Here is a 14,237-nt window from a genome sequence, read left to right on the forward strand (position 1 = left end):
GGTCAGGCTCCTTCGCCCGGAACGACAGGCACATGCGAATGCGCGCCGGGCATGATCGTTGCGGGCTGGTGATGAGCTGACGGGACGCCGTTTTCAAGCAACCGCAGAGCTGTGCGATACCCGTTGAAAGTACCGACATCGACATAAGCGGACCCTGCCTTGACCCCATAGGCCACACCCCCGCCCGCAAGGTAGGCGTTGATCAACGTGCCGATATATTCGTCACGACCATCCCGCTCGCGCCAGAGTGCCGCAAGCCGATGCAGGATATGGCCGGGCATCTTGAACGCGCCCCAAACCCAGTTCGTGGCGGCGTCCTGCCGCTTGACCTGGATTTCGATCACCCGCTCCTCATCATCGGTAACGACGGCGTCAAAGAATTCCGGGCTATCCACCGGGAAGAGCAGAAATGAAAGCTGATCGTCAGGCAAGTGACAGAAACCGTCGTCGGGAAACCAGATCGTGTCTGGAAGGCCGACGAGGACGACCTCGTCGGGCGCGACGAGGGGCGCTGCCCGGAAAATAGCATCACAGAGACCGACGGGTTGAGGCTGCACCACGAAGAGCGCTGCCGCCTCGCCGTAGCCGGCGGCATAATATTCGAGGATGTCGGATTTGCCCGATCCGATGATGAAGCAAATCTTGTCGACGCCGGCCTGGACCATGCGCCGTACCAGATACTCGCTCACGGCGCAGGGACGTTCGGTCTGTCCGTCGATCCTGCTGCCGACCGGCAGCAGCTCCTTCGAGAAGCCGAGCGGTTGAATGCGGCTGCCGCGTCCGGCAGCAGGCACGATGCCCAACATCAGACTGCTTCCTTCATCGGTTCACCGACTGGGTTTCGCAAGGCATCGGCCAGGATTTTGTCCAGTTCCGCTGCGCGCTTGGCGGAAGTGTGCTCGCCCAAGACCCGTTCGCGGGCTCGCCTTCGAATGCCGTCGAGCTCGAACTCCGGCAATTGCAGTGCCGCGACCACATCATCCGTGTCGCGCGCCAACAGCACTTCGCGGCCGGGTTCGAAGAATTCCGCGAGGCCTGGCCATGCGTCGGTGACGATGGCAGCTCCACACGCGGCCGCTTCGAAGAGCCGTCCCGACGGGCACCAGCCCTTTTGCGCCATCGCTTCGCGGGTGACGTTCAGTGTCAGCCGCGACGAGGAGAAGAACGCCGGATGGTCGGCGGGCGGCAGATGCCTGACGAAGAAGATGTTGTCGCTCCATGGGAATTCCTGCGGATATTGTGCGCCGCCGATGATGAAGCGCTGGTCGGGCAGGCGCGCGGCCGGGCGGACCAGAAGCTTTTCGACGCCGGCCTGGCGATCCGCCGCGTAGGTCCCGAGATAGGACAGATCACCGGCGAATTCGGCCCGCTTCTCTGCCGGCCGGTGCTGGTCCGGATCGACATGCCCGTAGAGCGGCATCACGCGGCGCGCGCCCAGCACCGTCTTCAGCGCCTCGATCGCCGGGCCGCCGGTGTAGCTCAGGACGAGGTCGTAGTCGGCAAGGCCTTCAGGTCCGAAATAGGGCGGCCGCTCACCTTGTTCGACGCGGGCAAGCGTGACTGGAGTATCGAGATCGTAAAAGACACGCAGTCCGCGGCATGCCTGCTGCGCGAGGCGCGAAGCCTCGACGGCGTCGGGACAATAAGAGGTGACGACCACGACATCCGCTTGCTTCATCGCCCGTTCCGCGACGCGGCGGATGTCCTCCCAGTCCGGATAGATGACGACGTTGCCTCCATCGAGTTGATCCAGATCGCGGGTCCCGGCATAATAGGGGGTGTCGCGTTCGAAAAAGGTGATCGACCAGCCCAGCCGGGCGAGGGCGCGGATCAGCCCACGCCACAGCGTGGCATGGCCGTTTCCCCATGAAGACGTGACGGTAAGACCGAAAATGACCATCCGCATGGGGAATTTCCTCGTCAGGCAGCTTCGTTCAATCGCAGGAGCTTCGAGCCCCAGTCGCCCGATACGATCGTCGTGATCGAGGCGGGATCGATGTCGAAGCGAAAGCAGTCGCCTACCGGCAAGCCAAGCACCTTGCAGACGGCGGCCTTAATCACATCGGCGTGGCTGATCAGGGCGACACATTGGTTCTGATGCAGCTCGCGGACGCCGTTCATCAGCGAGACGATGCGCTCCTGGACATCCAGCATGGTCTCGCCGCTCGGTGTCCGGGCCTCCTGCCGCTGATCGTTCCACGCGCGCCAACTGGCATCGCCGTTCAATTCATCGAAAGTCTTCCCCGACCAGTCGCCGAAGTCGATCTCGTCGAGTTCGGCGCGGATCGCGATTTCGCCGACACCGCAAGCGAGAGCGATCGGAACCGCCGTCTCCTGCGTGCGCTCGCGCGGGCTGCATAGAATGGCTGCAATCGTCTCACGGGCCATGCGGCCGCCAAGCTGCTCGGCTTGAGCCTTGCCGGCCTCGCCGAGACATACACCGGCCATGCGGCCCGCAAGGTACGAGCCGACATTGTCGTGCGCCGCATGGCGGATCAAAAAGAACGTCGTCGTCATTCCGCGGCATCCAGCAATGGCTCGTCCTTACCGGCGATGAAAGCGAGCGTGCGCTGGCGCGCTTCGGCGTCGGTGAACTGTTCGGGTGGCGATTTCATGAAATAGCTGCAAGGACCCGTCAGCGCCCCGGCAATGCCGCGGTCGAGCGCGAGCTTGGCGCAGCGCACCGCATCGATCACCACGCCGGCTGAATTGGGCGAATCCCACACTTCCAGCTTGAGCTCGGCATTCAGCGGCACGCCGCCGAAGGTCGTGCCTTCGACGCGGATGTAGGCCCATTTGCGGTCGGTGAGCCAAGGCACGTGGTCGCTGGGGCCGACATGGATGTTGCCCGGCTCCAGGGGAACATCGAGCTGGCTGGTTACCGATTGCGTCTTGGAGATCTTCTTCGATTCCAGCCGCTCGCGTTCGAGCATGTTGAGAAAATCGGTGTTGCCGCCGAAATTCAACTGATAGGTGCGATCGATGCGCACGCCGCGCTCGCGAAAGAGATTGGCCAGCAACCGGTGCACGATGGTGGCGCCGACCTGGCTCTTGATATCGTCGCCGACCAGCGGCAGCCCACGTTGCTCGAAGCGCCGGCGCCATTCCGGACGCGAGGCGATGAAAACCGGTATGCAATTGACGAAGGCACAGCCGGCCTCGAGCGCGCATTCAGCGTAGAAGTGCGTCGCCTCTTCCGAACCCACCGGCAGGTAGGAGACCAACACATCGGCTCCGCTGTCGCGCAGGATCTCGCTGACATTGGCAACCGGTTCGGGCGCTTCTTCGATTTCGTCGCGCAGATATTTGCCGATCCCGTCAAGCGTCGGCCCGCGTTCGACGAGAACGCCGGTCGTCGGCGCGTCGGCAAAGCGGAACGTGTTGTTGGGGGGAGCGTAGATCGCATCCGCGACGTCACGGCCGACCTTGCTTTTGGCGACATCGAACGCACAGACAATTTCGATGTCGTCGACGTGATAGCCACCGAGATCGGCATGCATCAGCCCCGGGATTGGTTCGTTGCTTTTGGCATGGCGATAATAGGAGAGGCCCTGCACCAGGGAGGATGCGCAATTGCCCACTCCAACGATACCAACACGAACTTTTTTCGATCCCACGAAACTGCCGCCTATGCTGTTCAAAGGTAAGTTCCTTGCGCCGAACCGCCACCGTGCCGGAATGTTCCTTGGCTTGGTCAAAAATTGCGCGAAGCAGCATGGATCGAAGCTGCGCGCGCCGCGTTGCCCGCACGGCAAGCATCGGAAATCGACCAATGATCGTCTACGGCGACCACAAGCGGACCGAGAACGCACGACAGCTTCAGAAGGCGGCGATCGAAATGGCCCAAGGCCTCGATCGCATACCTTGCGGCATCCGGCGCCATGCCGCATTGGTCGGGCTGTTCGTCAGCGTGTCGGAACTGGTCCAGGGGCTCGCGGATGTCGACTTCAAGGCCCGGGGCGTCGACACCAATTCGCCTTCGCAGCAGCAAGGCGCCAGGCTGCTGGTCGGGCTTGCGGCAGAGGTGGCGAGGTCGTCGCGAAACGGGTTCGCCGTAGACGGTGGCATCGACCTGCGACTTCTCCAAATGCTGGCCGGGCTCGATTGCAAGGCAGAGGTTTTGACCGGCTCGGCCGAGGGCTACGCGCACTATGCGCTTTATCCAGAGAGTTATCTCGGCGCGGCGCAGGTATCAGGTCTCGATGCGAACACATGCGTGATCGGCATCCGCAGCATCGGCCTGGGGCTCGCGGCCATGGTGGCGGCCGCGATCGGTGCGCCGGCGCCCATTAGCGTGCGCCCGATCGGGCATCCTTTCGATCGGCGCCTCAATGCCGATCCGCGTTTGGTCGCGGCCTGGAGGAACGAGCCGTCGGCTCGTTTCGCGGTCGTCGACGAAGGTCCCGGCCTGTCGGGTAGTTCGGTCCACGCCGTCGTCGCGTGGCTGAGAAAACAGGGCATCGATACGGACCGCATTCACCTGTTCCCCAGCCATTCGGGCGATCCGGGCGCCGAAGCCTCGCCGGATGTTCGGGAGACATGGGTGCGCTGCCGCAGGCATGTGGCGATGACGTTCGAACGCACCTTCCCCGAAAGCTCGCAAAGTCCAACGCTGCGCGATTGGGTAGCCGAGGCGGTCGGCAGTCCGAAATTGCGCTTGACCGAAATATCCGGGGGCGCGTGGCGCTCCCTTCACTACGCCGACGAAAAGCGCTGGCCACCGAGCACGCGCGGCACCGAACGGCGAAAGTTCCTGGCCTCCGCGGGTCAAGGTCGCTGGCTTGTCAAATTTGTCGGCTTCGGCGAAACCGGGCTGCGCAAGATGCAAGCCGCCAGGATGTTGCATCAAGCCGGATTCGGACCGCAAGTCATCGGGGTCTGCCACGGTTTTCTGGTCGAACGGTGGACCGATGGAACCACGATGGATCAGCTGCCGCTGTCCAGGCAGAGACTTGTCGCGGCGTTCACACGCTATCTGGCCTGGCGTGCGACCAATCTGCGGACCTGCGAAGCCGGCGCATCATTGCTCGCCCTCGCGGAGATGGCGGTTCACAATGCTTCCGAAGCTTTGGGCGAAAGCCAGGCGGCTAGACTGCGGACCTGGTTCTCGAAGCAGACGCCCGCAAAGGTGTTGGAACGGGTTGAGATCGACGGCAGGCTGCATCCCTGGGAGTTTCTGGTCGGTTCCGATGGCACGTTGATCAAGACGGATGCAGTCGACCATTGCCGAGGACACGATCTGATCGGCTGCCAGCCGATAGAATGGGATATTGCCGGCGCCTGCGTGGAATATGACTTGTCCGAAGCCGAGGCGGCGACGTTGATCGGCGGCATGGATAGCCGCATCGACACCAGGCTCATCGATTATTTCAAACCTTGCTATTTGGCGTTTCAGCTCGGGCTGTGGAGCATGGCCGCCCAATCCGAGAATGGCTGGGAAAGAGCAAGGCTGGAGGAGACGGCAAACCGATATGAGGCAGGGCTGACACGGTTCCTGGGCCAGGCCAGGGCCGATTAGTCTGCATCAATCCAGCCTGCGCAGCATGTCTGCTTCCTGCTCGAGAATACTGGCCACCTCCTCCCGCTGCAGATGCGTCATCATCAGGCTGACACAGCACTCCAGATAGGTGATTGAGGCTCGCCGCAAATACGCAGCCGTCTCTCGTTCCGCCATCCTGTCGATATCGGTCCGAGATCGCTTGGGGTGCATGAGGAGGTCCTCCATATGTGGTCCTCCCGTCAAACCAAAAGCTTGCCTGGATGTTCCCGCGGGAATCGATGCGAAGATGTGACCGCGGTCCGGCATCAGGCAGGGAGGTTCTGCAGCCCGCCTGACGTGGGTCTCGCCCTTGTGGAGCGTCCTGCCATTTGATCGCCGATCGAGCCGCCTTCAAGCGTGGCGAAATAGCTGATCGTCCGCGCGAGCCCCTCGGTGAGAGGCACTCTTGGCGTCCAGCCGAGCAGCGTTTTTGCGCGCGAGATGTCGGGCTGCCGGCGTCGAGGATCGTCCTGCGGCAGGGGCAGGAACGTCATATCCGATTTGGTGCCGGTCATAGCCTTCACCAATGCCGCCAGTCGCACAATGGTGAATTCGCCGGGGTTGCCCAGATTGACGGGCTTGCCCGGATTGGGATTGATATCCATAAGGCCCATCAACCCATCGATCAGATCGGAGACGTAGCAGAAGGATCGCGTCTGCATGCCGTCGCCGAAAATCGTCAGCGGGCGCTTCTCGAGCGCCTGCATGATCAGGTTCGAGACGATGCGGCCGTCCGCCGGATCCATTCTCGGCCCGTAGGTGTTGAAGATACGCGCGACACGAACGTCGGCCTTGCCGGCTCGCAGATAGTCGAAGCAAAGTGTTTCGGCGGTGCGTTTGCCTTCGTCGTAGCAGGCGCGTGGGCCGGTGCAGTTCACATGGCCGACATAATCTTCCCTCTGCGGATGTTGCTCCGGATCGCCATACACTTCACTCGTGGAGGCCTGCAGCAATCGCGCGTCGTTGCGGGCGGCGAGTTCGAGCAGGTTCAACGTTCCGATGACGCAGGTTCGCGTGGTGTGGATCGGATCGGCCTGGTAACGCGGCGGCGAGGCGGCGCAGGCCATGTTGAAAATGCGATCCACCGGCTCGCCCAGGTCCAATGGCCGGCAGATATCTTGCTCGATCAGCCGGAAACCCGGCTGGTCCATGATCGCGTTGATGTTCTCCATGCGACCGGTAAGAAAATTGTCGGCGCAGATCACACGCCAGCCATCGCGTAACAATGCTTCGCAAAGATGCGAACCGAGGAAGCCCGCGCCACCGGCGACGAGCACCGTCTTTGCCCTTTGCGCTTTTTTTGTTTGTCGCATCGCGATTTTCTCCTGTCTGCCAGTCATGCTGCACTTCCGATATCGAGATCGACGACCACCGCCCCCTTTTGCGTAAGCGCCGTGATGAATTCGCGAGCCCTGGCCGCACCGGTGTGGGAGGCAAGGACGAGTTCGCGTGCCCGGTCGGCCATGGCGAGACGTGTACGAGCCGATTCCCGGGACAGGATCGCGACGACCTCGTCCGCCATCCTGGCCGTGTGGATCGTCGATGCGGGAAAGAAGCTGTCGAGGCCTGGCCAGCGGTCGCTGATGATCGGCGTGCCGCAAGCCGCGGCTTCGAAAAGGCGCACGCTGGGCGACCATCCCGCGGCAATCATGGAACTGCGTGTGACGTTCAGGGTGTAGCGCTGACGGCTATAGAATGCGGCATGATCGGCCGGCGGCAAGTGTTCGATGCGCTCGACATTGTCGGGCCAGTCGATGTCGGACGGATATTGCGAGCCGGCCACGACGAAACGCCGATCCGGCATGCGCCGTGCAGGCTCGAGCAGAAGCGCGTTGAGCGTGGCTTGCCGGTCGGCGCTGTAGGTGCCGAGATAACCGAGATCCCAGCCGATCGGATCGGCGGTGCGGTGATGCCGTTCCGGATCGACCGAACAGTAGAGCGGCTCGGCGCGGCGTGCGCCGAAGGTCTGCGTCAGATCGGCAAGCATCGGGCCGCCGGCAAAAGAGAAATAGATGTCGAAGTAGGGGATCTGGCGCCAGCTCAGATAGTCGCAATCGTCCGCCGACAGCTTCGCCAGGGTCACCGGCGTGTCGATGTCGTAAAAGCAGAGTTGTCCTTTGCAAAGTGGAGCGACGGTGTCGATCACCGCGCGCCCTTCCGGTACGAAGGAGCCGATCACCACGACATCGGCCTGTTGCAGACACCGCGCGTAGTCGCGTTGCAGTTCCTGCACGGTTTCGTAGTAGCGCAAGGCGCAGAAATCCGGGTCGCGCAAATCGCGGTGATTGGCGTACCACGGCACATCGCGCTCCAGAAAAGTTACGCGATGGCCGAGTTGGTGGAGGCCTTTCAACAGACCTCGAAAAGTGGTGGCATGGCCGTTTCCCCAGGACGAGGAAAGCGACAGGCCGAGAAAGACGATGTCCAACTGCCTGGTCATTCGGCTGCCTCCACGGTCCCGTGCGTCAAATGCCGTTTGAAGACCGCATCAGCCACGGCCGCCCGCAATGCGTAGGTATGATCGGCGAGAACGCGTCGAAGTGCGGCCTGGCCGATCGCCTTTGCCCGAACGGGGGTCAGCGCCTGCATGATCTCGGCGACATCGCCGCCGTCGCGCGCCACAAGGATCTCCTCGTCGGGCTTCAGGAACAGCTCGACGCCGAGCCAGGCATCGGTGATCAGGCAAGCGCCGGCGCCGGCCGCCTCGAAGACACGCGTGGCGGGTGAAAAACCGTTCGCGGCCATGCTGTCGCGGCTGATGTTCAGCACCGCCTTCGGCGTGACATTGAAGGCGTTGTGATCGCGGGTGCCGACATGGCCGAGCCAGCCGACATTGGCGGGGAGCGGCTTGTCGCCCCACCCAGATCCGCCGAGAAGAAAACGTTGTTCCGGCAGCTGGCTCGCAGGATCGAGGAAGAACGATCCCACACGCGCTTCACGATCCGGCAGCCTGTTTCCGAGGAACGCCAGATCGCAGGCAAAACGCGCATTCCTAGCGACCGGGTGGTGCGTTTCGGGATCGAGCGCATTGTAGATTGGCACGCACTCGTTCGCGCCCATGGCACGATAGGCCCAGACCACGGGATCGCCGCCGCCATAGGTCAGCACAAGGTCGATTTCTTGCAGCGCACGATGCAGCGGGTGGTCCGGCTCGTCGCGCAGCTGGGCGAGCGTCGCCGGCGCGTCGACATCCCAGAATACGACGAGCGCATCACTGCGGGCGTGGTCGAGCACGGTGCGCAGCAGCGCCTCGTCCTCGAAGCCGACGCCACTCGCCTTGACGACGATATCGGCCTCGGCCGCACGGGCCGCCACCTGCATCAGGGCATGTTGGGTTGCCTCGTAGACGACGACAGAGCACCAGTCCGGCGCCTCGATGTCGCGGTTCTTCTGCCGGTCATAGACGTCAGGCTCATAGAAGGTGATTTCGTAGCCCAGTTGCGAAAGCGCCTTCAGCAATCCTCGGTAATAGGTCGCGGCGCCGTTCCAGTAGGACGACAAAAGGCTCGATCCATAGAATGCGATCTTCATGCTGCGGCTTCCTTTGCGGCGGTCAGCTCGGCGGTGTGCAGGGTCGTGCATTGCCAGAGCACGTCGAACAGCTCGTCGGCGCGGTGACGGCAGGTGTGTCGCGAGCGGATGGTCTCGAGACCCGAGGTCACCAGCGAGGCCGCAAACTCGGGATCGGCCAACACCGCCTGGAGGTGTTGGCGCATTTGCGATCCATCCTCGGCAAACAGGAAGTCGACGCCGGGCCTGAAAAGCTGCTCGACATCGGACCAAGGCGCTGAAATCAGCGGGATGCCGCAGGCAAGTGCCTCGAACATGCGGATCGTCGGAATTCCCGGCAAGCCTTGACGATAAGGACGCCGCGGGATGTGCACGGTGACACGATGCGCGGCGAATGCCTTCGGCACGTCGGCATTGGCGATCCACCCTTCGTAGCGCAGACCGGCGGCTGCCAGATCGGCAAGTGCCGGCTCGGGATAGCGGACACCGTGAACAGTGGCCTGAAGACCGAGATCGCGCACTGGTTCGATCAGGAATTCCTGGATTTCGGCCGTCCGCTCGTCATCGCCCCAGTTTCCGATCCAGACCAGGTCGGACGTCGCGTGGATTTCTGGGTGCGGTTTGAACAGCCGATCGTCCGCCGCTTCATGCCAGGTGAAGACGCGCTTGCCCCAGCCGGCGCGCAGATAGCTCTCGCGCAGCGCTTCGCCAAAGGCGAGAACGCCATCATAATGTTCCAGGCGGAGCGCCGAGATTGCCTCGGTGGCCGACACGGCGCGGTGATGGGTGTCGTGAAACAGCAAGGTGAATTTGCCGCCATCGGCCCGGGCACGGCCGATGCGAGCGACAAGCTCCGGGTCGGTCCATTCGTGGACGATCACCACGTCGGCCTCGGCGATCCAGGCTTCATGGTCGAACGCGGCATCGTAGGTCACCGGCATCAATTCGGGGAAATCCTTGCGAAAACGTTCGATCGCGAAGGATCCCTTCTCGGCCAGCAGGTTCGATCGGCTCCAGCCGTCCGCCGGCTCCAGAGCGATGGCCTGGTGCCGGCGCGCCACCAGTTCGCGCATGACGCCGCGAAGGAAATGGGCATTGCCGTGGTTCCAGTCGGAGACGAGCGAGTGGGTGTAGAACAAAAAGCGCATCATCAGCGCTCCGCCACGGCCAGCGCCGCCTTTTCGTAGACATCGCGCATGGCCGCTGCCTGTCTCCCCAGGGTGAACCTGCGGCTTCGGCGGAGGGCGGCGTGGCCGAGCTCCCGCCTATGCCCCGCATCGCTGGAAAGACGATTGATGCAGGCAGCGAGATCATGCGGGTCGCGACCGTCAAAGAACATCGCGGCCCCGTCCCATAACTCGCGATAGGTCGGGATGTCCGAGAGCACCAGGGGCGTTGCCGACATGGCCGCTTCCAGAGCCGCCAGACCGAACGGTTCGTAGAGCGACGGAGACACGAAAATACCGGCGCGGGCCATCAGGGAGCGAACCTCGCCATGCGGCAGTGCTCCGAGAGGAACGGCATGGTTGACGGTGGCGCGCTCGCCGTTCGGGCCGTGAAGCGAACCGGCTGTAAAGAGAGGCCATTGCGTCAACGAGGCGGCCTGGTCGACCACCACCACATTCTTTCCCTCGTCCCACCAGCGGGCGGCGGCGAAGACGAGCGGCTGGCGGGTTTCTGCTGTCGGGACGGGGCGTGCGGCATTTCCGACGACGTGAAGGCGTGCGATCGGGCCATAGCAGGTCTCGAGCATCTCGGCATGGCTGCGGCTTGGGGCGATGACTGCGTCGGCCCTGTCGAAGCCGCGCCTGTTGCGCTCTTTCTGCCAGCTCCATGCGCTATCCAACGCCTGTCCCTTGACGGAATGGAACCATGTCGTCACGCATGAATGCGAGACGACTATGACTGGGCAAGGCGCGTCCAACCCCACGGCCTGCGTCGGTCCGTTGAGATGGACAAGGTCGATGGCGTAGTCGCGTATCGGCGCACGCAATTCCAGCGGCAGACGGTCGAGGTCGCCGGCGCTGCGGGTCATCCAGTCCAGTGGCGTATTCAACCAGATGAGCGTCGCGAAGGACCGTGCCTCTTCGGCCTGTTGCCTGGATGGTTGCGGCCCCAGCCCGGCGAACACAACGCTGTCGCCGCCATTGACCAGTTCCCGGCCGAGATCAAGCGCATAGCGCCATACTCCGCCCATGGCGTCGACGGTCATCAGGATGCGGCGCTTGCGTGGCGTCAGTGTCCGCAACATGCCGCCTCCAGTTCCGCCAGCGGGCGCGGGCGCTTTTCCTGGATGTCGCTGAACTTCTGGAACGATGCGAGGTAATGATCATGGGCGCGCTCCCAGGCGAGGTCGTCGGGTTCGCCCCAAAGCTCGCGATAGCTGGGCGAACTCGGATATGGATAAAGCGGCACGGGTTCATTGGCCCACACGCCATTGTCGATCAGGTGGGTGCGCCAGTGATCGACAAGGGCAGGATCGTCCTCGACGACGCCGATCAGATTGGCCTGGACGAAGGGAACGTGGCGTCTGGCCTTGACCAGCAGCGCGGCAAGCTCCTCGGTGCCCAGCCGGCAGCGCTTCGCCAGCATGGCCCGCCCTTCCACCGTCAGGCTTTCGAGGCCGGCTTCGATGGACACGCAGCCTGCCGCGCCCAGCAGTTCCAGCAGCTCGGGTTTCCACAGATCGATGCGGGTCTGGACGCCGAATTTCACATCGCGGCCGACCAACGCCTCCAGCAACGCTTTTTGGGGCAGGAAGATTTCGTCGATGAAGTAGATGTAGCCGACACCCTGGGCGATCAGCCTATCGATTTCAGTCACCACCGCTTCGTGGTTGCGGCGGCGATAGGCATCGCGGAAATCGATCTTGGCGCAGAAGCTGCAATTGTAGGGACAGCCGCGCGACGCCTCGACCTCGGCGCCGAATCCAAGCTGTTGGTCATCGAACCGGTGATGGTGATGCGAATGGGCGGCAATCCAGTCGGATGGCCATTCCAGCGGCGGGTGATCGACAAACGAACTGGAATGGACGCCGCCGTTCGACACCAGCTTGGAGTCCCGCAGATAGGCGGTTGAGGGTACCGCGCTCCAATCGTCGCGTCGTGCAAGTTCCGCGACGACTTCCTCGCATTCGCCGCGCACGACAATGTCGACGCCCAGCTTGCGCAAGGTCGGCGCCGGTGTCGCCGAACCATGTGGCCCGACCGCGACCGTGCGTCCGCCACGCCCGGCCAGGCGATTGAGGAAATCGGCCGGCACCCGCAATTCCGGCGGTGCGCAGCGCCAGAACAGATAGGTCGGCGCGGTGCTGACAACCGTCATTGCCGGCGCGAAATCAACCACGCGTTCGCAGAGCCCGGAATTGTCGAGCCTCTGCAATTGTCCGTCCAGCATGAGCACCTCATGCCCGGCCGCCTCGAGCAGGGCTTTCGAATAGCCGAGTTCCAGGGGCAGATGCGGTTGGCGGCAGCCGAAATAGATGCTGTCGTCATATGTCCAGGACGGGTTGACGAGGGCTATTCTCATGCGACGTACCTCACGGCTTCGGGGCGGGGCTCAAGCCGGTGGCGCTGCAGCCAGTCGGCGAGATCGCGAATGCCCTCGCGCCACGCAACCTGCGCCTTCCAGCCAAGCGCGGTTTCGATCTTGCGGGTATCGGCGACGAAGAAGGGCTGGTCGCCGGTCCGTTCCCCATCATGGCGGACCGAGAGCTCGCGACCGGTCAAGCTGCGGATCTCGCTCAACAGCATACGCAGGCTGAGCGCGTTTTCAGGTCCGCCGCCAAGATTGAATGCCTGGCCCTTGGTGATCTCGATCCCGTCCAGCACGGCCCTGTAGGCGGCGACCGCATCGGAGACGTGCAGGATGTCGCGCACCTGCCTGCCGTCGCCATAGATGGTGATTTCCCGTCCCGTCAGGGCGCTGAGCAGGAAGTGCGCTACCCAACCCTGGTCCTCGGTTCCAAACTGGCGCGGTCCGTAGATGCAGCTCATCCGCAGCACCGCCGTCGGCATGCCGTAGGACTTGGCATAATCGAGCACATATTGGTCCGCCGCGCCCTTGGAGCAGCCATAGGGTGTGCAGAAATCGAGGCCGCGAGCCTCGTCGATCCCGCCGGCCTGGATCGCGCTATCGCAAGGTATGTAGCGGTCGTCGTCCGCGCGAACCGCGACGTCGGGGAGGCTGCCGTAAACCTTGTTGGTGCTGGCGAAAATCACTGGGATGCGCTCGCCGCTCAGCCGCGCCGCTTCCAGCACGTTGAACGTGCCGCGAAGATTGATGTCGAAATCCTCGTCCGGCCGGACTAGGCTCGTGGTGACGGCCGTCTGCGCGGCGAGATGGAAAATCGCCTTGCATCTCATCAGGGCCGGCGCCAAGGCATTGGCGTCCCGCACATCGATGGTCTCGACCGTTAGGCGGCCACCGTGTTTCTGTGCGAGCCATTGCAGGTTCTGTTCGACGCCGGGACGGCTGAGATTGTCGACCACCAGCACTGGCTCGCCATCCGACAACAGGCTGTCGGCCAGGTTTGATCCTATGAAGCCGCTGCCGCCGACGATGGCGACCGGCGCTTCGCGTCGGTTGCGTGCGCCCGGGCTCATGACACCAACCCGCGCTCTTCGAGTTCGCGCTTCATTTCGGCGCCGCGATCAACGGCGGCCGTGTTGCGCACCCAGGAAACGAAATCCCCGAGAGAGTTCTCCAATTGCAGGGCGGGTTCGAAACCGAGCAGCTCACGAGCCTTGGAGATATCGGCGAAGCAGTTGCGAATGTCGCCGGAGCGCGCCTTGCCGAGCAGCTCGGGCGAACGGTTCGGGGTTCCCATGGCTTCGGCCAGCAATCGCGCGACTTCGCTGATCGCATAGGCGCGGCCGCTGCCGATGTTGATGACGTGGCCCTTTGCCTGACGTTGCTGCAGCGCAAGGCGAAAGGCGCGGGCGACGTCATGCACATGAACGAAATCGCGCTTCTGTTCGCCATCCTCGAAGATCATCGGCCGTTGGCCATTGGCGAGACGTGAAGCGAAATTGGCCAGCACGCCGGTATAGGGATTTGATAGCGCCTGGCCGGCACCGAAGACATTGAACAGGCGCAACGCGACCGCATCGATGTTGTACGCTTCGCCAAAGATCAGCACGGCGCGTTCCTGGGCATATTTCGTCAGCGCGTAGATCGAGGCGAGGTC

14 protein-coding genes are annotated in these 14,237 nt (G+C 63.1%); 1 reads left to right on the forward strand and 13 read right to left on the reverse strand.

All coding sequences use genetic code 11. The features are described 5' to 3' along the window. Window positions 1-2 precede the first annotated feature (2 nt). From FJ954_RS30455 to FJ954_RS30470, 4 genes are read right to left on the reverse strand one after another with little or no spacing between them, the layout of a single operon-like run. Entirely contained in the window at window positions 3-806 is an 804-nt protein-coding gene (locus FJ954_RS30455; protein ID WP_140665708.1) for a sugar phosphate nucleotidyltransferase, read from the reverse strand. Then, window positions 806-1,906 (reverse strand): glycosyltransferase, encoded by a 1,101-nt coding sequence (locus tag FJ954_RS30460; RefSeq protein ID WP_140665711.1) that lies wholly within the window; start codon window positions 1,904-1,906, stop codon window positions 806-808. Before FJ954_RS30460 ends, FJ954_RS30455 begins: the two co-directional genes overlap by 1 nt. Window positions 1,907-1,920: 14 nt before the next feature. Beyond that, window positions 1,921-2,517, reverse strand: coding sequence for a histidine phosphatase family protein (locus FJ954_RS30465; protein ID WP_140617543.1), 597 nt, complete (start codon window positions 2,515-2,517; stop codon window positions 1,921-1,923). Beyond that, complete coding sequence (locus tag FJ954_RS30470; protein WP_140665740.1) at window positions 2,514-3,617, reverse strand: inositol-3-phosphate synthase; 1,104 nt, start codon at window positions 3,615-3,617, stop codon at window positions 2,514-2,516. Before FJ954_RS30470 ends, FJ954_RS30465 begins: the two co-directional genes overlap by 4 nt. Before the next feature lie 155 nt (window positions 3,618-3,772). On the opposite strand from FJ954_RS30470, the gene FJ954_RS30475 reads away from it, so the two are divergent. Continuing rightward, a complete protein-coding gene (locus FJ954_RS30475; protein ID WP_140665714.1) occupies window positions 3,773-5,518 on the forward strand; it encodes a hypothetical protein in 1,746 nt (581 codons plus the stop codon). A gap of 6 nt (window positions 5,519-5,524) precedes the next feature. On the opposite strand, the gene FJ954_RS30480 is transcribed toward FJ954_RS30475, so the two are convergent. The 9 genes from FJ954_RS30480 to FJ954_RS30520 form a co-directional block, all read right to left on the reverse strand. Further along, on the reverse strand, window positions 5,525-5,725 hold the full coding sequence (locus tag FJ954_RS30480) for a hypothetical protein (protein ID WP_224582624.1): 201 nt from the start codon (window positions 5,723-5,725) through the stop codon (window positions 5,525-5,527). An 80-nt stretch (window positions 5,726-5,805) separates the two neighbouring features. After that, complete coding sequence (locus FJ954_RS30485) at window positions 5,806-6,852, reverse strand: UDP-glucuronic acid decarboxylase family protein (protein WP_140617540.1); 1,047 nt, start codon at window positions 6,850-6,852, stop codon at window positions 5,806-5,808. Between the two features lie 23 nt (window positions 6,853-6,875). Beyond that, a complete protein-coding gene (locus tag FJ954_RS30490) occupies window positions 6,876-7,979 on the reverse strand; it encodes a glycosyltransferase (RefSeq protein WP_140665717.1) in 1,104 nt (367 codons plus the stop codon). Next, window positions 7,976-9,070: a glycosyltransferase gene (locus FJ954_RS30495; protein ID WP_140665720.1), complete on the reverse strand. Its 1,095-nt coding sequence runs from the start codon at window positions 9,068-9,070 to the stop codon at window positions 7,976-7,978. Before FJ954_RS30495 ends, FJ954_RS30490 begins: the two co-directional genes overlap by 4 nt. Beyond that, complete coding sequence (locus FJ954_RS30500; protein WP_140665743.1) at window positions 9,067-10,197, reverse strand: glycosyltransferase; 1,131 nt, start codon at window positions 10,195-10,197, stop codon at window positions 9,067-9,069. Before FJ954_RS30500 ends, FJ954_RS30495 begins: the two co-directional genes overlap by 4 nt. A gap of 2 nt (window positions 10,198-10,199) precedes the next feature. After that, window positions 10,200-11,300 carry a glycosyltransferase family 4 protein gene (locus FJ954_RS30505; RefSeq protein WP_140665723.1) on the reverse strand — a complete coding sequence of 367 codons (1,101 nt, stop codon included), beginning with the start codon at window positions 11,298-11,300 and terminating at the stop codon, window positions 10,200-10,202. Further along, complete coding sequence (locus FJ954_RS30510; RefSeq protein WP_140665725.1) at window positions 11,285-12,577, reverse strand: TIGR04295 family B12-binding domain-containing radical SAM protein; 1,293 nt, start codon at window positions 12,575-12,577, stop codon at window positions 11,285-11,287. Before FJ954_RS30510 ends, FJ954_RS30505 begins: the two co-directional genes overlap by 16 nt. Beyond that, window positions 12,574-13,653 (reverse strand): NAD-dependent epimerase/dehydratase family protein, encoded by a 1,080-nt coding sequence (locus FJ954_RS30515; protein WP_140665728.1) that lies wholly within the window; start codon window positions 13,651-13,653, stop codon window positions 12,574-12,576. Before FJ954_RS30515 ends, FJ954_RS30510 begins: the two co-directional genes overlap by 4 nt. Next, window positions 13,650-14,237, reverse strand: a 588-nt coding sequence (locus tag FJ954_RS30520) for an NAD-dependent epimerase/dehydratase family protein (RefSeq protein ID WP_140665731.1), incomplete at its 5' end; no start/stop codon positions are given. The genes FJ954_RS30520 and FJ954_RS30515, both read right to left, overlap by 4 nt.

Source organism: Mesorhizobium sp. B2-3-15, from assembly GCF_006442875.1.
Classification (GTDB): Bacteria; Pseudomonadota; Alphaproteobacteria; order Rhizobiales; family Rhizobiaceae; genus Mesorhizobium; species Mesorhizobium australicum.